This window comes from Aquicella lusitana (genome assembly GCF_902459475.1).
Classification (GTDB): domain Bacteria; phylum Pseudomonadota; class Gammaproteobacteria; order DSM-16500; family DSM-16500; genus Aquicella; species Aquicella lusitana.
Genome location: NZ_LR699114.1, coordinates 55,965 through 75,337, shown reverse-complemented (window position 1 = coordinate 75,337; position 19,373 = coordinate 55,965). Strand labels below are relative to the sequence as shown.

Genomic DNA, 19,373 nt, shown 5'->3' with positions numbered 1-19,373 from the left:
CTCATTATTTCTTGAATCGCTGCGTCTCCTGCTGTTCGTTTTCCTGTTCTTTTTCGTGTTCTTCCACTTTCTCCGGCCCACTTTTTTTAACTATTTCCTCGCGGTGCTGGCTCATTTCCTCCAGTTTGCTTTCTTTATTTTCCAGGCCTTCTTTAATCTTTTCCATATCTGTTACTTTCTTGTGAAACTCCTGCGTGTTGTGGGCTATATTCGACATCAACCCCAAACTTTTTCCATAATCCTCAACATCCTTGGAAAAATATTTTCCCTGCAGTTTGTCTATCCATTCACTAAACTTGAAGTTTTTTTGCATCAACTGCAGCACATCCGTCGGCGTATCCTTGCCACCGATATGCTGGTTTACTTCGCTAAATACTTTTAATTTGCTGAGATAATTGGCTATTTTGACTTCGATTTCAGCTGGATCAGATGGTTTGGTTTCTGCCTGTTTTTCCTTTTCTTCCTTTTCTAGCAGCTCCTTTTTATACTTCTCATATTCTGTGACAAGCTCCGGATATTGACTCTTGAGTTCTTCGGGTGAGGACAGTTGCATCGCGTTTGAGATTTTATCTATCAGATTTTCCATCATATCGACCTTACGCCCTTCCTGGTCGACAAGTTCAACCCTGTCTTCTTCCGGCACATCTTCTGTCAAAGGTCTAATCAGGGTTTCTCTTACTTCCTTTCGCTTTTCTTCCTGCCTTTCATCCCAGCGTTTTGTAATTTTGGCAAGCTCGGTTTTGTCTTCGCGTATCTGCGACGCTAATCCGCTTGCTTCCTGCTGGAGTTGTTTGATTGCTTCTTTATCCGCCGCTATCTCTTCTTCAAGATCCTTCATTTGCTCATCCAACTCAGCCAGTTCAGCAGGCATGATCCAGGGCACTGCAGGAGACTCTGTGGGCTTCCTATCTGCACTTTCGATTTCCATCCGGCGATCTTCTTCTTGCTCGGCTTGAATGGCTTTCTGTAGAAGCTCTTCTTTTTCTTTCACTTTTTCCGATTCGGCGACGGCGTTTCTAATGATGATCAACTCTTGCAGGATATTTTCTTTTACACCTTCTTGAAGCAGGATATTCATCATGAGCTTATAAATAGGCGACAAAGGATCATTCATCGCCAGATTCCATTCCTCTGGCGTCTTGGGATCAACGAGTGCATCAATAATCTTTGATCGTTTTCGTTTAAGCTTGGCTGTCTTCGCCATATTAAAGATGCCTGGTTTAAGATCAGTTCTACTTATTTAATTAGTGTATAACAGGGAGGGCGCTTTTTTATGAAGCGGACGCTAATCCATTGATATTATTGAATTTCAATTTTATTCCACGGGCGTTTTTTTGATTTTTTCAGGCCGGCGCCAACCCGAAATACTGCGCTGTTCCAACCGTTGACTGAGTGTTAACTGGTGGGGAGGAACATCTTTCACAATGGTAGAGCCCGCGCCAATGGTTGCACCTTCACCGATCCTAACTGGGGCAATGAGTTGTGTGTCAGAGCCAATCTGTACATCATCGCCAATGAGGGTTTTGTGCTTGTTAACGCCGTCGTAATTACACGTGATCGTGCCCGCGCCAATGTTTACACGCTTGCCGACTTCGCTATCACCCACATAACTCAAATGATTAATTTTGGTGCTTTCACCCACCACGGTATTTTTTAATTCCACAAAATTTCCGATATGGGCATGCTCTGCCAATACTGTTCCGGGACGCAAACGTGCAAAAGGACCAATGATGCAATGGGCAGCAATTTCTGCTCCATCAATCACGCTGTTTGCCTTGATTTCAACATGGGGGGCAAGTTCACTGTTGCGCAAAAATGTATTGGGACCGATGACACAGCCATCGCCAATAACAACCCGGCCCTCTATCACTACATTCACATCAATGACCACATCACGACCCGCGTGAATGTCACCGCGTATGTCAAGCCGCGCCGGATCATAAATCGTGACGCCCTGGCGCATAAGTTTTTCTGCCTGCTGCAATTGATAAAAACGCTCCAGTCGGCTTAGCTGAACGCGGTCATTAACGCCCAGAATTTCTTGATAAACCGCCGGCTCAACGGCATGGATGGTGATTTTTTCTTCCGCAGCCAATGAAATGATATCTGTCAGATAATATTCGCCCTGGGCATTGCTGTTCTGAAGCATTGGCAACCATTTTTTCAAATAACGGGCAGGGACAATATAAATGCCGGGATTTACTTCCATTATTGCCCGTTCAGACGGCTTCGCATCTTTTTCCTCGACAATGCCGACAATCCGATTGGCCTGATCACGTTTGATGCGACCATAGCCGGCAGGATCAGGCAGATGGGCTGTCAGCATACCAATGGCATGAGCTGGGAGTGATTGGCATAAATGCTTAAGTGTCTGTACTGAAATGAGCGGCACATCGCCATATAACACCAACACATGGTCTTCATCTGCCATTTCTGGCAGGGCTTGCAATAGCGCGTGACCCGTTCCCAGCTGTTCTTTCTGTTCAACCCAGCGCGCTTCATAATGAGAGAGCGCATTGCGTATCACCTCGCCCTGATGGCCGTAAATGATGATCGGCGCACGATCCGATAGCTTGAGCGCGGTGCAAATCACATGCTCCAACAAAGGCTTGCCCGCCAACTGATGCAATACTTTTGGAAGGCGTGAATGCATGCGTTTACCTTGCCCCGCAGCGAGGATAACAGGTTGAATAGCCACTTTATTAGCCTTTTATCGTTCTGTGATGGGGAATTATAGCGTTATTGAAGCTGGCGTAAAAGCTTACGCCTTTTTCTTTTGTCGCTTATACCCTTGTCTCCTTTGTCACCCCGCACTGTTGCGGGGTGACAGAGTAGAAGTGTGGGGTGACAGCGTGGAAGTGCTGGTTGGGGGAAAGGGCTTGATAGAAATCAGGACATAAGCGGTAACGCTTGCAGGTGGTTCATTAGGTCAATGACACGCTTGTCTTCTGCAATCAGTTTATCAACCGAAAGAAAAGCAATGTGTTCCAGCCTGTCTGACATGGCGTTAATCATGATGGAAAAATGGCTGAGCGGCTGGATGATGCCTCGCTCATTTAATACCAGAATAGGATCATCTTCACCTGAATAAGATCTGTGGGGCGTCTCAATTAACGTAAGCTGCCAATCCTGAAATTCTTCTCTGTGTTGCGCTTTGAATTCCCTTAATTCCGCTTCAACCACGGGTAAATCCGCCTGGTCCAGCCGCAAAATTTTTGGCATTTTGCGGTACTGGAGCCGGGCGGCAATTTGTATAGCGGGATGTGAATCGCACATGCCGGCGAGCTGTTTGATTAATGCAAATACGTCATAATCACAGAGTTCTTTATAGCTGTCATAATTTCGTTTAAGAAACTCACGCTTGTGCTCAGGACACATCGCGGCCGTTTCCGCCGCCTGATTGAACTCGTTAGCAGCGCTTAAAAACTGCCCCAGTCGAGTACGGCGGATACTCGCAAACGGAGCATGGTAATCCAGGCTTTCAGCGAGACTCGCCAGAAGTTGAACCAGAAAATTTTCCAGCGCCAGCTTTTTCTGCGAGTGGTAAATGTTGCGCGTCATCAGCCGCCGGGCCATTAAATAATGTTCGACTACGCCGATGCCCTTGTGAGTGATTCCCAAGCGTTCGCCATCGCTGGACTCCACAATCGCCATGCAATGCAGCATCCAGCGGAAATCAAACTCGCCGTAGCGCACACCGCAGAAATGGCTGTCACGCAGCAAATAATCCAGTCGGTCCGCGTCCAACTGGGAAGAAACAATATCCGCCAGCACGCGCTTGGCAACCGGCTTGTGCATAATCATGTCAGCCACCTGATGAAATTTTTCTTCGGTGAGATGATAGCGTGGGTTTAAGCGGTTATATTGCATGAAAAATTCGGCCGTGCCGTAATCGGCGAGAAAATAAGGCGTCCAGTCCTCATGGCGGATTAATTTATGATGAAAAATTCCCTCAAACGCATGTGAGAAAGGACCGTGGCCAATATCATGCAAAAGGCAGGCGATCATCACCAACTGACGCTCTTCATCCGCCAGCCCTATTTTATGAGCAATCTGGCTCGCCACATAGCAGCAGCCCAGACAGTGGTTAAAGCGGCTATGTACGGATCCCGGAAAAATAAAATCGCCCAGACCTAATTGTTTGATATGTCGCAGACGTTGAAAATTAGGGCTGTCTATAAAAGGCTTGACCCAAGTATCTTCAGCCGATGTGAATTGCATCGTGCCGTGCACCGGATCTTTGATTACGTGAAAAATATTATTCATGATTAAGTGAATCTATCGCACGTTCATAGGCTTCGTAAACTGTCTCATCGAAACAGACAAAATGGACCTTTTCAATTGCTTCGTTTAATTCCAGAAAATTGGCTGTTTCTTTCACTGCAATCATGGCCGCTTGTGAAACCGGATAGCCGTAAACTCCGCAGCTGATGGCAGGGAAAGCAATGGTTTTTACACCATGCTCCACCGCCAATTTAAGGCTGGTATCATAGCAGGAAGCCAGTAATTTAGGCTCTCCTTTTCCACCGCCGCGCCAGACGGGGCCTACTGTATGTATGACATATTTCGCCTGCAGCCTGTATCCTTTTGTGATCTTCGCCTGTCCGGTGGAACATCCATTGAGTTGTTTGCACTCCTCAAGCAACTCAGGACCTGCCGCGCGATGAATTGCGCCATCTACTCCGCCGCCGCCCAGCAATGTGGTATTCGCTGCGTTCACGATGGCATCGACCGGCAAGGTTGTAATATCGCCTATGATGAGGTGCATCTTTTCTTTGACCATCCTCTCAAACCCCGCTTTATCCATAATGGATCGATTCTAAGCGCAATGACGAAAGTAGGTCTAGGCTTGACATTGCATTCACTTGTCATTTGCTTGTTCCCTGCACTTTACTCCTTTAGAATGCATTTTTTCTGACACGAAGGAACAAAGCTGTGACGGCAATAAAATCTGCTTCTCTTGCGATTGTAGATTCCCACTCGGGTGATCGCGTGGCAAACACGGAAAAACCGTTTATTTTAGCATTAAAACAGGGAGAAAATCTGTTTGAAGCCATCCTGCGCTGCGCCGATGCCGCTCATTTAAAATCAGCCAGCATCAGTGGATTAGGCGGACTCGACAATATCAGTGTCGCTTATTACAATCTCCGCACACAGCAATATCAGACTAAATTATTCGAAGGCATGCATGAACTGATTGCGTTGAATGGCAATATTACGCTTTTGGAAGGTAAGCGCTTTCTTCATATTCATGCCGCGCTCGGCACGCATGAGTATAATGTCATTGGTGGTCACATCATGGATGCGACAGTCAACCCTTCTGGCGAAATTACCATTCTTCCTTTATCCGCACCTATTGCGCGCGAATACGATTCCATAACAGGTTTAAAATTGATGTGTCCTCTGGCGAGGTAAAAATCCCTTTAAATTCAGCTCCTCATTAATTTTAATTCACATATCGCTGCTGGTCAGCAAGCTGCGATGGCGTTGACGATAATGCGATATTTTCTCCTGTTATTCGGAAGATATCTTCCTTTTTTAGGTTGAACAGCGTCTGGGCAATAGTAAATGCACTCATGTAGAATTGACTCGTTACTGCTGTATCGGTCAAATCTGCGTTTAAGTAATCATTCATAAAGCTATAAAAACTTAGGCTGGTTTTTTCTTTGGTAAAAAAACTTCGTCTCAATGTATCATTTTCTTCGGTTGTTTTTTTATTACTTCTTAATAGATCGGGAGAATTGCTCCTGACTTTTTCCAGCAGACTTTTCAATAAACGCCTTCCTTTTTCCTCGTCATTTTTCCAATCTTCGGCTTTACTAATCTCTTCTATCATTTTGCCTATTCTTTCAGGGACAAAAACTTGCGCCTGTGTTTTTGATGGATGCTGTATTTTCATACCGCCGAGTGTTACCTGCTTTGTCCAGAAATCCACATTAACAATCATTGCCACTAACAATTTACACGTGCGCATAAGGTTCTGGTCTTTAAAAGAGGCATATTTCTCCTGCTTTCTGTCTGCGTTCCTTGCGTGAATAAGTGACTGCGAGGCAGCATCCAGTTGTAGATTAGCAGATTGGATCTGTCTGTTTATCTCTTCAAGGCTGGCTCCACGCTCAACCAGGTCAGTTAAGGCCTTAATTTCTATGCCTGCCTGCATGAATTGAGCATGGGCCTTATCCTTAAACTGAATAGCAAATTCATTATTACCTGCTACCAGAATAAATTCGGCTTCCACCACTTTATAAGCTGTCTGGATTTGCCTCAGAGACTTTAGCTCCAATAGATTGATATAAGCTTGAATTTTACCAATGTGCAGTTCTGCTCGTTCATTCTTGGCATCTAGTTGAATGATTGGATCGTTTTCAAACGAGCAAGTCTCTTCACAAAATCCTACTACTTTATCGCCCTGATCGAGCACATAAGAGGAGATCTGCATTGCATCGTGTAAATGCGCTTTAGCTTTATCAAGAATAGCTTGAAAAGGGTCCGCTTCATTTTTACATTCGCGCTGAGAAAGATGAAGTTCTTTTTCACGGATTCTATCAGCCAACGCTAAATATCTATCAAATTTAAGCGCCCCATTAAGACAGTTAAATGCGCTAAACAATTTTCTTGTGCCAGACTGCAGCAACTCGAGCTGCTCATCAAAACGGGCGTTGTCGCTCAAGCCTTCCTGAATTGACGCCAGCTTGGATCTATTTGCTTGCATTGCAAGCAAAATGGTTTGCATTGCTTTACTTGCTGAAGGAAAACTATTTTCCAGCATATCTTTTTTTTCTTCCATAATCTGTTTTACAGCCAGGCACATTTTTTCAATGTTGCCCAATGCGTCTTCCATTTTTTTTTCTTTTATTAATTGCCGTTTTTTGGTTTCTATTTCTAGCCGTATCGCTTCATAACTTCGCTTGATATCGCTCGTCTGTTTATCCGCGTCCTGAACAAGTTGCAAGGCGCTGCTGCCATAATGATCCAGGTTTGAAAGTGACTCGCTTGATTCATTGAATTGCGTTTGCAAGCGCTTTTCAAGCGCCAACGTTTCCGGACTCCAAGTCAATTCCACGCTTGAGTATTTAAAAAGCGGAGGCGTGAAATTTCTATTGACGGCAGTCAGATGGTTTTTGACCGCGCTTAATGACCGGGATCTTAATTTTTTTTCTGCCTGGCAAGTCTTTAAAACATTGCTCGCGATCAACGCCAAATCAGCCAGACTGATTTTTTCTATCTCGATGCTATTGAATTTCAATCCGCCACTGCCATCCAGCTGGGCGATATCCTTAAATTTCTTGTTAAAATCTGCCCGCTTGTCCGGGCTCTGCTGCTCTTTTCTGCTGAGACGTTGAGAATAATCTTTCGCCGCCTGCTGCAAGGCATAAACTAGGTTTTCCTTGGCATAATTCAGCTTGTTGAGTGTTTTTCTATAAGCTATATAGCAACTTTTGAATTTATCGTTAAACTGTTCGCGTAAATCCCCGGCTGCTCTGAAGCTTATGGCAACTTGATTCAAAGCTGCATTGCAATGCTCATCTAAGCGTTTGTCCTGAATGTAGCTTTGTACATGCGCCTGCAGTTTCGCATCATCATAACTTTTTATTCCTGCATCGGGGCGCCGCGTCCCTGTCTGTTTGATTTGATCGGTAACCTGAATAATTTCTTCCAGCGATTTTTTAATCTTCTGTTCTTTTTCCTGAAGAAAGGCATCATTTGCGTTAATCGCAAATGAATACCAGATCTTTTCTATGCCATAGTCTTCGCCGTTATATTCGCTGTAAACCGGCCTCGCAATTTCCGGAACTGCGAGTTTTTCATTACCGGATTTGAAAGCCCTTTCAGCGATTCTTTGGTATTCCCTGCGCTTTGATATCAAAAGGGCTTCGCTGACTTGCAGCCGCCTCGGCAAATGGGTATCTGGGACAGTCTCTACTTTGAAGTCGATGAGTGGTGGACACGCACTGCTTAAGTCGATGCGGCTTTGGCTGGCAGAAGCGATAAATTGGTTATCAACCATGAGCAAAACGTGTGAGGCCGGTGCCTGATTTTCCACAGCAGGAGCTTTCACTACCCTGTCTATGTAACGCATTCTCTCTTCAGAACCGAATGACTGACTCAAATCCGCCGCCAGATTTTCGCATATTCTTCTGTAGAGTTCATTCGCATTTCCCCAGGGCAAAAATTCAAAAGTCTGGTCATGAAAATAGACTTCACAATTTTTGGAACCTACTTTGAATGATACTTTTTTCATGGCGGTCACCCTCTTTGTGTCTGTTATTTTTCAGATCGATTTTTATTATTACTATCATTATCCGGCCAGCATTGCTAGCGTATTTATTTGCATGGAGACACTCTGATAACAGAGGTTAGGCTAGCGTGACAAACAGAAGCATCATCATTCAACGCCCGCTGGAAAGGTTAATTCGCTCAAGTGGGGTATAAACAGATCCTTCAGGCTGGGGTTCACTGCGAAATGCTACCACTTCATTCAGCTCAATTTCCTCAATAGCCGGCAATTCCACTTCGTTCAGAAAACCCAGTTGAATGCCCTGCGGCTGCTTGATTCTGCCCAGAGTGAGATGACCACGAAACGGCCTGTCTTCCACTTCGTACCCAGTTGCCTTAATGCCGTGGCCTATTAATTCGGCCAGACTGGCCAGCTGCTCTTGCGGTGCCACATCCAATACAATCACGCGGGGACGATAGGGCGTGGGAAACAGGTGCAATGTGCCCAGCTTGATTGTTGAACTTTTATCCAGCCGAGCCAGCCGGCCTCGCACATTGCGAACCAGCTCCGGCAAATCTGCTGCTTTTATTTCAGCTAAAAATTGCAGGGTAATGTGTAAATTCTCGGGTTTTGTCCAGCGAATGGCGTTCGATTTTGACTTCTTCTTGAGCGCGCCTATAAAGCTTCCTATCTTTTCTTTTGCCGATAAGGGAAGATCAATTGCAAAAAAAATCCGTATCGCGGGAGGTAACGTCATTCCATTTCTCCTGATGTTTTATTAAGATGGACATGCGAGCCCAGCTAGTCATACAGGATTCCATTATGGTTAAAAAACGTGGTCTTGGTAAATCATTAGATGCACTGCTTGCCTATACAGGCACGGAAGCGCGCGTCGCACAGGAGCCAGGCGCGGAAGCGCAATGGCAGGAAAAACTCTCCCAATTGCCTGTGGATCAAATACAACGCGGCAAATACCAGCCTCGACGTGAAATGGATCCCGAATCCCTGCAGGAACTGGCCAACTCCATTCGCAGCCAGGGCATCATCCAGCCACTGATTGTACGTCCTGTGGGGGATAAATATGAGATCATTGCCGGTGAACGGCGTTTTCGTGCCGCCCAGCTGGTTGGCCTTAACGAAGTGCCCGTTATCATCCGGGTAATTCCCGATGAAGCTGCAGTTGCCATCGCGCTGATTGAAAATATTCAGCGGGAAAACCTGAACCCGGTTGAAGAAGCCATTGCCCTGCAACGGCTAATTGAAGAATTTGGCATGACCCATCAACAAGTGGCTGAGGCGGTAGGCAAATCACGCACCAGTGTCACCAATCTATTACGGTTGCTGGCGCTGCCCGATGAGGTCAAAAAATTAATTGAACAGGGCATGCTCGAAATGGGCCATGCGCGAACGCTCATCACGCTTCCCGCTGCCATTCAGCTTGAGGCGGCGCAAGTCATCGTTGCCCGTGGTTTATCCGTGCGAGAAACAGAAAATCTGGTTCGCAGGCTACAATCGCCGTCCGATACGCAAAAATCCAAATCCATGGATCCGGATATTGTGCATCTTCAGGAAAAATTATCCCATCAGCTCAAGTTGCGTGTTGCTATCCATTGTAATGCCAAAGGAAAAGGCAAGCTGGTTATCCATTATCGAAATTTGCGGGAGCTGGATAATCTGTTGTCGCAATTTCAGGATACATAGATTGGATCCCTGTCATTCCTTGGCATCAATATTTACCTGGTCGCCCACAAGGCCTTGTTAACTTATTATTGCAATACAATGAAGAAGAATACTTCCTTTCTTAAGCCTAATTTAAGCAATTTTCGGTAACATGCCGTCACCAAATCAAAATAATCACATTAAACGAGGCGTTGATATATGGATTCCCGTAGTTTAGCCAACTCATCTATATTGAAAAGCGAAAAAAAATTCGTTCAACTGTTTGGAGCACCAGAAAAAATTAATATCGCTGATAAGCCACCACGTCTGGGTGGAAAAGTTACGCCTGTTTCCACGAGCGAGTTTGCAAAACAATCCAATATGACCGCCTGGACGGAGTCCATTGTCCTCGAATCTGACGCCAGTCATCAGATTAAAAATAAATTTTATATAGGTGAAACGTTCTCCCCTTCCAGCGTTCAGAAAATTATAAATCAAATAAAAATAAATACCGGAAAACAAGCGATATGTTATATGAATGAGCAAGTGGGTCATGGAGTTTTTGCCTTAGAAGATATGCCCAAAGGAACATGGGTGGCGATGTATGCAGGGTATGCATTGCCTGTATCAGAGCAGCACCCTATTGAGACTCACAATAATATATACGCAGTTGCTATCCCCGGCATCAGTGGTAACATGATAGGCACAGTTAATGCTGAAAAATATGGAAACATAGCACGTTTTTATCAGCATTTACCGCAAACAGCAAATCAAAGCACTTCAACCAATGATATCACCTTGGATGACTACCAATTTTCTGGCATTAACAAACATGATGTTGCAGCCGCCAATCTTGAAGAAGTCTTAATTTCTTATCAGGGCTATCCGGTCGCTTTTTTTAGAACAAGCAGAGATGTTAAAAAAGATGAACAATTAGGCTGGGATTACGGGCGTAAATATTGGCCCGCACTGGATATTGTGCCTTGTTTATTTGATAAAAAGGGAACCCCGATTAATCCGTCATTATATCTGCCAAACAAGGTTTTGTTGCGAGTTTGTGAAAATGTAAAAAGAAAAAGACATGCAGATTTATTTATTCCGTTAAAAGATTTTTATCAGGATTTTAGAAATGGGCCCATTAAAATTGATGCTGAAAAAATAATATTCACCATCACACAGGCAGACTTTGATCAGGCTTTTGAAAAGTATAAGCATTCACCGTTTATCATCATTGACAAGCCAAGTCATGTTGAGCAAGTGGCGCTTCAAGATCAAACTACATCCATCGGTAGTGGTCTTAAATTTGGATTTCACAAAGAAGATAAATCAGAAATAATTCGTGAGGAATTGAATCGAATCACAGGGTTATTAGGGCTTCCCAAATGGGGTTATAATAAAGCAAAAAATATCGCTTTTTTAGCTGCTGAACACGTGGAATCTGAAGGCGTGATACGCGACCTAGCAGCGTACCTGGAATCAAAAGGATTGAAGATCAAAGTTGGCCATCATAAAGAAACAAATAAACCGTTAATTTACGTAGAAAATGCAGATAAGCTGCTGAGTCCGAGCATAGAATATATTGAGGAAATGAAACCGCTTTTGAATCAGACGTTAAAAAGCCTGATTCCAAACAACCAGCGTCAATTTGGGGCTCCTCCAGGATGAAAGAAATAGGCACCCGCATGGCGTATTCGAAATGAGGCCATGCGCGAACGCTTATCACGCTTCCCGCGACCGTTCTGCAGGAGCTCGATAATTTACTTTCACAGTTTCAAGATGGCTAGAAAGGCAAAGATATTACAGAATGGTGACTTCAGCGGTGGCAGGATTTGAATTGATATAATTGATTCCATCCCATACAAGTTGAAATGTCTCGATCACTTGTTGCCGATAAGAATAATAAATGGTCATGCAACTGTATCCGCCGCCCACGACGGACTTTAACTGAAACGCATCAATATCCACAAAATTTCCTGTCTGAAGCAAGTCAGAACCAATATTGTAAATAGCGCTGTATTGGCATGTGCCGTTTAAAAACGTACCCACATAAGCGGTTGCACGAACAGGAAAAGCGCCATTATTAGGTGTCAGAAAGTAAGTAGTGTGGATAACAGGGCCTATTGCTCTGCCTTTTGCGCCTATATTCCAAGCATGGCCTGAATCCACCATGATCATCACAATCCCAAACAAGAAAGTCCATTTCATGAGTTGATTCATGGCTCATGCCCCTCTTTATTTTTATTATAAACCCCTTATCGTCACAAAAAACATGCGGGATTTACCTAGAGGTGTTCTATTCTATCTTGGGATAAAATATAGGATATAAAATTTGAGCTTATTTGGTGACGGCTATCACACCCAACTCTATTTTTTTATCCGAATCATCCACGGTCAGCTCCGCTTTTTGTCCATAACGCATGGCCAATTTAGGTGCTGAAATAATATTAGGTTTCATGCCTGTATCCAACACTAGAAAGCGCATCGTTACATCTTGCGAGCCGGCTTTTTCTATTTTGGTTAACAGGAGGAGCTGGTTTAATTGGTTGTAGGGTTTGGCATGAATAGCTGTCCATTGATGATTATGTGTCGTTGTCTTTAATGTGTGTCTGATAGCATGTTGCTCGAATGAGCCATTTGATGTGCGTTGTTGATACTTAAAGTTAACGGTCAGAAACAGATTTTGATGTGCAAACGCGAATATGGGATGCAGTGTTAATATAAAAATCACAAAAGCAGCGAATACCTTCATACATACTCTCCATGATAAAGAAATTAAATCTTACTCCAAACTAAATAACGAATAAATCTTCCGATAAAATCAGCGAAATTTTATCTTTATTTCAGCCAGCTACAGCATAATATTGGCGCGCCTTTTTTGAGCTAAAATGAATAAAACAAACAATAAAAAAAGGAGTGGTATTATGCCAATCAAAAATGGTCTCGCCGTTATGACGCTGCTTTTACTTTTTTTTACACCGCTTTTGTACGCCATGCCGCAACGTATTAAACCTCCTGGAGAAAAAGTCATTATTGTTAACCCACGAACGCATATGTGGGGCGCTTATAATGCCAATGGGAAGCTGCTGCGCTCAGGTATTGCGACAGCAGGTGCAAAGTGGTGTCCTGATATCAAGCGATCTTGCCGAACTAAATCCGGCAGTTTCCGGATTTATTCATTAGGTAGTCCGTCATGTAAATCCAGCAAATATCCTTTACCGCGCGGCGGCGCACCAATGCCTTATTGCATGTTTTTTAATGGGCACCAGGGACTGCATGGCTCACCCCATGTAGTACGTGGAAACCGCAGTCACGGCTGTGTTCGCGTCACTGTCAGTGCAGCAAGATGGCTCCGCTATCATTTTGTAACACATGGCACACGCATTATCATTAAACCTTATTAATCCCTTTCAGACTGGAATATTGCACCAGGGAATGGTGCACTACCTGTGGCTTATTTCTTAATCCGATGAAAACTTTCCACAACATTTCAGTTCCGATTCAGTACCTAAACTTTTCTTAATTGGATCACAGAATTTTTTGGTATAATCACGCAATAATTTAACTGAATAAAAACGGGGAGCTTGTTGATAATGACTGCGAACAGAACGGTCACATTTCCATTATTTGATCTACCGGAAGAAGTAAGAGTTACAGAAATATATCCCCATTATTTACCAAAAGAACTCTGTTTTTTTGCACAAATATCGCGCCAAGCTGAAAAAGAGACAGCATTCTTACGGCTACTGCATACTGTTGTGTTTGCAATGCCTGAGTCTTATAAACAAAAAGACGAGACGAGATTGGCGGCGATTGCTATTTTGAAAAGACATCCTGGGTTATTGTTTAAAGAAGGAATAGTAACAGATCACTTTGGCCGAAAGATAAAGGCTTCTCCCTATCAACTTTTCCTGGGTGCCGGTGATAGTTGGGCATTAAAGCAAGTGCACGAAGCCATCATACCGAAGATCAAAGACGGGGAAGTCCAAGCGCAAGCCCAATTTCAAGCACAGTTTCCCAATTGCTCATGGCCATTCGATCCGAAGATGGGCGAAGAAGCGCTATATGACGATAGAAATAAAGCACAGATCGCACAGGTTCTTGCCCAGTTAAAGACGATTGTTGAGAAGATAACAGCCGATCCCTGCACCAATGGTCAATCAACGCTGGATGAGACAACAAAAGCAGTTGCTGGACTATGCCAAATTTTTGCGCCCAAGAAAGGGGAAATCATCAAAACAGGATTGCATTTTCCATTAGCCATTATGAAAGAGATATACAAAGTATACGATGATCAATTCACCCCATGGAGTGTTGATCAGTTATCATTCTTTTCATGCGCAGTGATAGGCGCAGCGGAAGCGGCATTAACGGCGGTGGATGGTCAGTGCTGTAAGCATGGGTTAAACCAGCTAGATATGAACAAAGGCCCTGATCGCCGAGATGGTTTGTTCTGCTGCCATCCTAAGGGCATTCCACAGGCATTGGCCCCTATTAATGACAAGCTCGGCCATACGATGTTCGTGGATCCTTACAGCGGATATTCTTGCGTTCTATCTTCGGAGCCAGGTACCTTTGATTGGTACTATAAAAATGGGCGGGTGGCGCGCGCGTTGTCGGTGGTACGTGTGGAGGTGGCGGCGTGGATCGAACAACTTATGGAGAACAAAAGCGGAAGATTAAGGGAGCTATTATGCAGCCACGCATCGATGCGTCAACACAGCGTCTTGATGACTATGCTAAACCAATGAGATGCATGGTCTCTAACCGGCGTAATAATAATCCAGGGGAGCCCTCGCAACCGCCAGAGGCGATGCGTGATTGTCTAATCGGGCATAATAAAAATCCTGCGGCATAAGCTGCAGGAGTGATATCAAAGCAGCTCGACAAAACCACTGTATGAGCTTGTTTTTTGCTCCAATCGTCTACTGTTTCGTTCCACCATTGGATCCAGAGAGTTAGTTGGTGTCGCGAAATAAATCTTTCAATTCACTTAATTGACTTTTAAAGCAATATCCCACACATAGCCAAAAGGATCTGTTAGACGAGCCTTTTTATCCCCCCAGGGTTCAACATGAGGTTCTTCCAATGACTTACAGCCTTTTAATAATGCTTCAGTATAAATTTTATCCACATCATCTACATATAAATAAATAATAAATGGTGGAATAGTGCTTGTAGTAATAGGGGCTTTCCCATCAAAATTAAATGCCCCTTCCTGATTCAAAGTGAAGTTGGCTCCTCTATAACGCATACGAGCAAAAAGTATCCGGCCAGTTTCATCGGGCAACTCAAAAATTGGCACAATACCAAAAACTTCTTCATAAAAATTCATTGCTTGCTTAACATCAACTACGACCAACATAGCTGTTAGCCAATTTAATCCTGGCCATGGATGCGGTCTTTCATCTACATTGTCAAACCAATTCAGACGAGAAAATGAAATTGTAGTCATACAAAATCTCCAACAACAAATGTAAATTTGCGCATTATTATCTTTAATTAAAATAGAGTCCATTCATTACTCAACTCAATCCCTCCAAAAATCTTTGAATCGATTCGGCGCAAGTTCAGTATATTTGACCGTATACATGATATTCGCATGACCTAAGAGTCAAAGAAGTCGCTCTGCAGAAAATCAATCGCAAATATAACGATCCACCTGATAACCCCTTAGCACCTGAGTGCTTAGAACAACTCATCAATCGTCGTTTGGGTATAGAAGGTATCATAGGTCACCTAAAACGCCGTTGGCAGATGAGGACGGTCACGCATGAAATCCGACCGCTCGACGGGAAGCTTGGATTATTGCGCCCTGTTAGGGTTTAATTTGAGCCGATTAATGCGAAATTTGAATGGAGAAGTTGTTAAAAAAGCGGCAGAACGTTTATAGAGGATAGTTTGCCCACAGAAAATCACACCTCTTTTCAATAAAAACCTCGATGTCATTGCTAATGAGATGGCCATTATAAACAAATTTGACTTAAATAATACTTAATTCAAATAAGTTAAAATCGTTATTTCGCAACACTCCCATCTATCCACAGAATCTGTGGATAACTCCTTGGGTAACTACCGTAAAACCTGGGGAAACAGCGACAGGCCGGGCTTTGGCGGGATATGTAAAAAAATTAACCTGTGAACAAGGCGGTTGATAATACAGTTTTAGATGCCTTCCCCGGTTCTTCACAGACCAGACGAGGCACCAGATAGCCAGGCAGGGCCTTTCCTAAGGCAGCATGCAGTTGAAAGGCTTTATCACGCTCAAGATCAAAATGCGCCGCCCCTTGCACTTTATCCAGCACATGAAGGTAATAAGGCAATACGCCCGCTTCGAACAGGATTTCACTAAGCGCAATCAATGTTTCTGCCCGGTCATTGATAGCACGGAGCAGCACGGTCTGATTAAGCACACAAATGCCCGCCTGACGCAGGCTGAGCAGCGCTGCTTTAACTTCCGAGCTGATTTCCTGAGGGTGATTGGCATGGATCACCATGACTGTGTCGAACGGAACCTGCACCATCCATTCGATCAACGCTTGAGTAATGCGCTCGGGTAAAACCACGGGAAGACGGGTATGGATGCGAAGCCGTTTGATATGCGGTATACCCACGAGCTGGTCAGTAAACTGTTTCAGAAGTCTGTCATTCGCTGCCAGCGGATCACCGCCGCTTAAAATCACTTCGCTAATCGTTTTGTCCGCTGTGATATACGTTATCATTTTTTCCCACCCCGCTCGGCCCGGATTATTTTCCGCATAAGGAAAATGCCGTCGGAAACAATACCGGCAATGCACCGCACAGGCACTGGTCAAAGTCACCAGCACGCGGCCGGCATATTTATGCAACAAGCCGGGTACAGGGTTCACATTCGCTTCTTTTAATGGGTCTCGTTCAAAACCTTCGCTTTCCTGCAATTCAATTCCAAGGGGCAGTATCTGTCTTAACAACGGATCATGCGGATTTCCTTTTTGCATACGGGCAACAAAGCTACGTGTTGTCTTGAGCGGAAACAAACGGGCGGCCGCATAGGCTGCATCCAGCCAGTCTGGATGCAGTTCGAGCAACGTTAATAATTCCTTAGGATCGGTGACGAGATCTGAGAGCGCTTCCTGCCATGAACGTTTTTTTTTCAAGTCACGGGACGCTTGCGGCATTGGCAAATTAACCCTTGAAACTAAGCCATTGAAAATGAGTCTAAAATAAGCCGATTATGAAAAATTGCTATAATCGTTGATAGGAGTCCAATAGTCAAATAAGAAAGGAGTGCATCCGCCGTGTTTGATGCCGACCGTCCTATCTTCTCAAGCGAGCAGGACCGCCTGAATCGTGCCGTATTTGCCAAATACTTAGCGCGCTGCATGCTGGATCATCACGACTCAGAGAGCCTGGTAGTCGGATTATACGGCGGCTGGGGCGCAGGCAAAACTTCCGTAATTAACCTTGTTGTAGAGGAACTCAATTTTGCTGCAAGTAACATGGAAGATGAAGAGAAGCCCATCATCCTTAACTTTAGTCCCTGGAGTTATTCCGGACAGCATCAACTGATCTATAATTTTTATCGCCGGCTTTCTTCAGCCTTGCGTAGCGTGCCCTATCTCACTCATTCAGAACGCATCATCCATTTGCTAGAGTTATACGCCTCGTTCTTTACACAAAAACCTATCCCGAAATCCTTGCGGCCAAAACAATCGTTGTGGAGAAAACTGACTTTTAAAGAACAGGAAGACGTTTATGCTTGGGAATCCGGCCGTGATCTTACACAGGTGAAAGCAGAACTTAACGAATTGCTTCGCCGGCAGCGTCATAAAATCATTATCATTATTGATAATATTTCACGCCTGTATGACTACGAAATAAAACAAATTTTTCAGATTGTGAAATCCATGGGTGATTATGAAAATACGATCTATCTGTTGGCGTTTGACAAGGAACAAGTCATTCACGCTATCAACAAAATAGATGATAGTCACGACGGCGAAAAATATGTTGAGAAAATAGTTCAATTACCCTTTGAAGTACCGCCCATTCTACAACAGGATCTTGAAAATATTTTAGCTGATCGCCTGGAAGAAATTATTCTTACCATACCTGAAGATGCATGGAACACGGAATATTGGGCAGATGTGTTTTATAGTTCATTAAAATTTTTCTTCCAGAATTGTCGCGACATCACCCGCTATGTTAACACGCTCAATTTCAGCTATTCCCGCCTGCGTGATGTGGTCAATCCGGTAGATTTTTTTGCGCTTACAGCGATCGAAGTTTTTATGCCGGATGTTTATTTTGGGATACGAGACAATAAAGATTTATTCACCGACCTCATGGACAACGTCTACGTCCTGGATGAGGAAAAGCGCGCCAAAGATCGCCTGCGTTGCGATGAAATTCTTGCGCGCAATAAACGTGTACCACGTGAAATTCTTCTTGAGTTACTCTTGCTACTTTTCCCGCGGTTACGCCAAATTTATCAGCCCGATCTGCCTTTTTTCCACTCCACTACGGTCGCAAGAAAGCTCAAGCGCATTTGCAGCCCAGATTTATTTGATGCTTATTTTCGTCTGTCTTTGCAAACGGGGCAAATCCCCGAGTCTGAATTTAAAACCATACTGGCGCTTGCCGCCGATGACGAAGAATTTGATCAGGTATTAACGCGGTTAAATCAGGACGATCGAATTATAAAATTTCTTGACCAGCTAGATAGCCAGGTTATCAGTCACATACCACACGAACACATTCACTGTATTGTTAATTCGCTGATTGATAACGGCGATCTTTTTCCACAAGGCATCAGCGGCCCGCTCAGCCTTAGCACCCCCATGCGTATTCATCGCATCATTCACCGTTTATTGCAACGCATCAATACATCGGAAGATCGGTTTGCCATGCTGCAAAACGCGATTGCCCGTGCAAGCAAAAGTCTTTATATCATCGTGCATGAATTAACTGAGCAGGCGCGTGAGCATACCGAAGAAGAAGATACTTTTCTACCCATTGAATTCAGGGATGTCACACCAGAACAATTGAATTTACTGCGAAAATTAGCGGCCAGTCGAATTGAGTCCTGGGCCAAAACGGGACGCCTCAGCGAACATCCGCGCCTGCTGCCCATTCTTTTTGCCTGGCTGGATTGGGGCAACGAAGAAAACTGTCGCCATTTTGTAGAGCAAATGACGGACTCTGATCGCGGATTAATTACATTTCTGAGCGCAACACTGGATAAACCAATCACAGAAGCCATGCATCAATATGAAAAAAAACCAGAATGGGAAGAATACCTGAAAGATATTGAAGCCTTCATTCCCACCAAAAAACTAGAACCACATGCCAAAACGCTGTTTGAAGATCCTTATTTTGAAAAATTAAAAGAAAGGGAGCAACTTGGTTTAATGATCTTCTTGGATTTAATAAAAGCCAGCACCTCCAAAATCATTCCGCAAACATCTCCTTGAAATGCGGTACGTTATGTAAACTGGACTACAGAATGGCTGTCATTCTG

Annotated in this window: 16 protein-coding genes; 6 read left to right on the top strand and 10 right to left on the bottom strand. The window is 44.1% G+C overall.

Annotated elements, in window-relative coordinates; translation table 11 throughout:
- Positions 1-4: 4 nt before the first annotated feature.
- The 4 genes from AQUSIP_RS00305 to AQUSIP_RS00290 form a co-directional block, all read right to left on the bottom strand.
- A complete protein-coding gene (locus tag AQUSIP_RS00305) occupies positions 5-1,204 on the bottom strand; it encodes a hypothetical protein (protein WP_114835133.1) in 1,200 nt (399 codons plus the stop codon).
- Between the two features lie 111 nt (positions 1,205-1,315).
- A complete protein-coding gene (gene glmU / locus AQUSIP_RS00300; RefSeq protein WP_114835132.1) occupies positions 1,316-2,698 on the bottom strand; it encodes a bifunctional UDP-N-acetylglucosamine diphosphorylase/glucosamine-1-phosphate N-acetyltransferase GlmU in 1,383 nt (460 codons plus the stop codon).
- A gap of 191 nt (positions 2,699-2,889) precedes the next feature.
- Entirely contained in the window at positions 2,890-4,266 is a 1,377-nt protein-coding gene (locus AQUSIP_RS00295) for an HD domain-containing protein (protein WP_114835131.1), read from the bottom strand.
- On the bottom strand, positions 4,259-4,783 hold the full coding sequence (locus AQUSIP_RS00290; RefSeq protein ID WP_114835149.1) for an O-acetyl-ADP-ribose deacetylase: 525 nt from the start codon (positions 4,781-4,783) through the stop codon (positions 4,259-4,261). Before AQUSIP_RS00290 ends, AQUSIP_RS00295 begins: the two co-directional genes overlap by 8 nt.
- A 152-nt stretch (positions 4,784-4,935) precedes the next feature.
- Here AQUSIP_RS00290 and AQUSIP_RS00285 point away from each other — a divergent pair, with 152 nt between their 5' ends.
- Positions 4,936-5,415, top strand: a complete 480-nt coding sequence (locus AQUSIP_RS00285; protein WP_170131863.1) for a PPC domain-containing DNA-binding protein — start codon at positions 4,936-4,938, stop codon at positions 5,413-5,415.
- Positions 5,416-5,446: 31 nt separating this feature from the next.
- Here AQUSIP_RS00285 and AQUSIP_RS00280 read toward each other — a convergent pair whose 3' ends face one another.
- Both AQUSIP_RS00280 and thpR read right to left on the bottom strand, forming a co-directional pair.
- The gene (locus AQUSIP_RS00280) at positions 5,447-8,242 is read right to left on the bottom strand and encodes a hypothetical protein (RefSeq protein ID WP_114835129.1); all 2,796 of its coding nucleotides are present in this window, start codon (positions 8,240-8,242) and stop codon (positions 5,447-5,449) included.
- A 148-nt stretch (positions 8,243-8,390) separates the two neighbouring features.
- On the bottom strand, positions 8,391-8,975 hold the full coding sequence (gene thpR / locus AQUSIP_RS00275; protein ID WP_114835128.1) for an RNA 2',3'-cyclic phosphodiesterase: 585 nt from the start codon (positions 8,973-8,975) through the stop codon (positions 8,391-8,393).
- A gap of 65 nt (positions 8,976-9,040) precedes the next feature.
- Between thpR and AQUSIP_RS00270 the strand changes: the two genes are divergently transcribed.
- Both AQUSIP_RS00270 and AQUSIP_RS00265 read left to right on the top strand, forming a co-directional pair.
- On the top strand, positions 9,041-9,919 hold the full coding sequence (locus AQUSIP_RS00270) for a ParB/RepB/Spo0J family partition protein (RefSeq protein ID WP_197737798.1): 879 nt from the start codon (positions 9,041-9,043) through the stop codon (positions 9,917-9,919).
- 177 nt (positions 9,920-10,096) lie between these two features.
- A complete protein-coding gene (locus AQUSIP_RS00265) occupies positions 10,097-11,542 on the top strand; it encodes an SET domain-containing protein-lysine N-methyltransferase (RefSeq protein WP_114835127.1) in 1,446 nt (481 codons plus the stop codon).
- Positions 11,543-11,674: 132 nt separating this feature from the next.
- On the opposite strand, the gene AQUSIP_RS00260 is transcribed toward AQUSIP_RS00265, so the two are convergent.
- Together AQUSIP_RS00260 and AQUSIP_RS00255 are read right to left on the bottom strand one after the other, a co-directional pair.
- On the bottom strand, positions 11,675-12,094 hold the full coding sequence (locus tag AQUSIP_RS00260) for a hypothetical protein (RefSeq protein ID WP_114835126.1): 420 nt from the start codon (positions 12,092-12,094) through the stop codon (positions 11,675-11,677).
- Positions 12,095-12,212: 118 nt separating this feature from the next.
- On the bottom strand, positions 12,213-12,626 hold the full coding sequence (locus AQUSIP_RS00255; RefSeq protein ID WP_114835125.1) for a hypothetical protein: 414 nt from the start codon (positions 12,624-12,626) through the stop codon (positions 12,213-12,215).
- 172 nt (positions 12,627-12,798) lie between these two features.
- On the opposite strand from AQUSIP_RS00255, the gene AQUSIP_RS00250 reads away from it, so the two are divergent.
- Both AQUSIP_RS00250 and AQUSIP_RS00245 read left to right on the top strand, forming a co-directional pair.
- Positions 12,799-13,278, top strand: coding sequence for a L,D-transpeptidase (locus tag AQUSIP_RS00250; protein ID WP_114835124.1), 480 nt, complete (start codon positions 12,799-12,801; stop codon positions 13,276-13,278).
- A 189-nt stretch (positions 13,279-13,467) separates the two neighbouring features.
- Positions 13,468-14,625, top strand: a complete 1,158-nt coding sequence (locus AQUSIP_RS00245; RefSeq protein ID WP_114835123.1) for a hypothetical protein — start codon at positions 13,468-13,470, stop codon at positions 14,623-14,625.
- A gap of 242 nt (positions 14,626-14,867) precedes the next feature.
- On the opposite strand, the gene AQUSIP_RS00240 is transcribed toward AQUSIP_RS00245, so the two are convergent.
- Both AQUSIP_RS00240 and epmB read right to left on the bottom strand, forming a co-directional pair.
- Positions 14,868-15,329 (bottom strand): VOC family protein, encoded by a 462-nt coding sequence (locus tag AQUSIP_RS00240; protein ID WP_114835122.1) that lies wholly within the window; start codon positions 15,327-15,329, stop codon positions 14,868-14,870.
- Between the two features lie 676 nt (positions 15,330-16,005).
- A complete protein-coding gene (gene epmB, locus AQUSIP_RS00235) occupies positions 16,006-17,031 on the bottom strand; it encodes an EF-P beta-lysylation protein EpmB (RefSeq protein ID WP_114835121.1) in 1,026 nt (341 codons plus the stop codon).
- A gap of 120 nt (positions 17,032-17,151) precedes the next feature.
- On the opposite strand from epmB, the gene AQUSIP_RS00230 reads away from it, so the two are divergent.
- Positions 17,152-19,326, top strand: coding sequence for a KAP family P-loop NTPase fold protein (locus AQUSIP_RS00230; protein ID WP_114835120.1), 2,175 nt, complete (start codon positions 17,152-17,154; stop codon positions 19,324-19,326).
- Positions 19,327-19,373 lie beyond the last annotated feature (47 nt).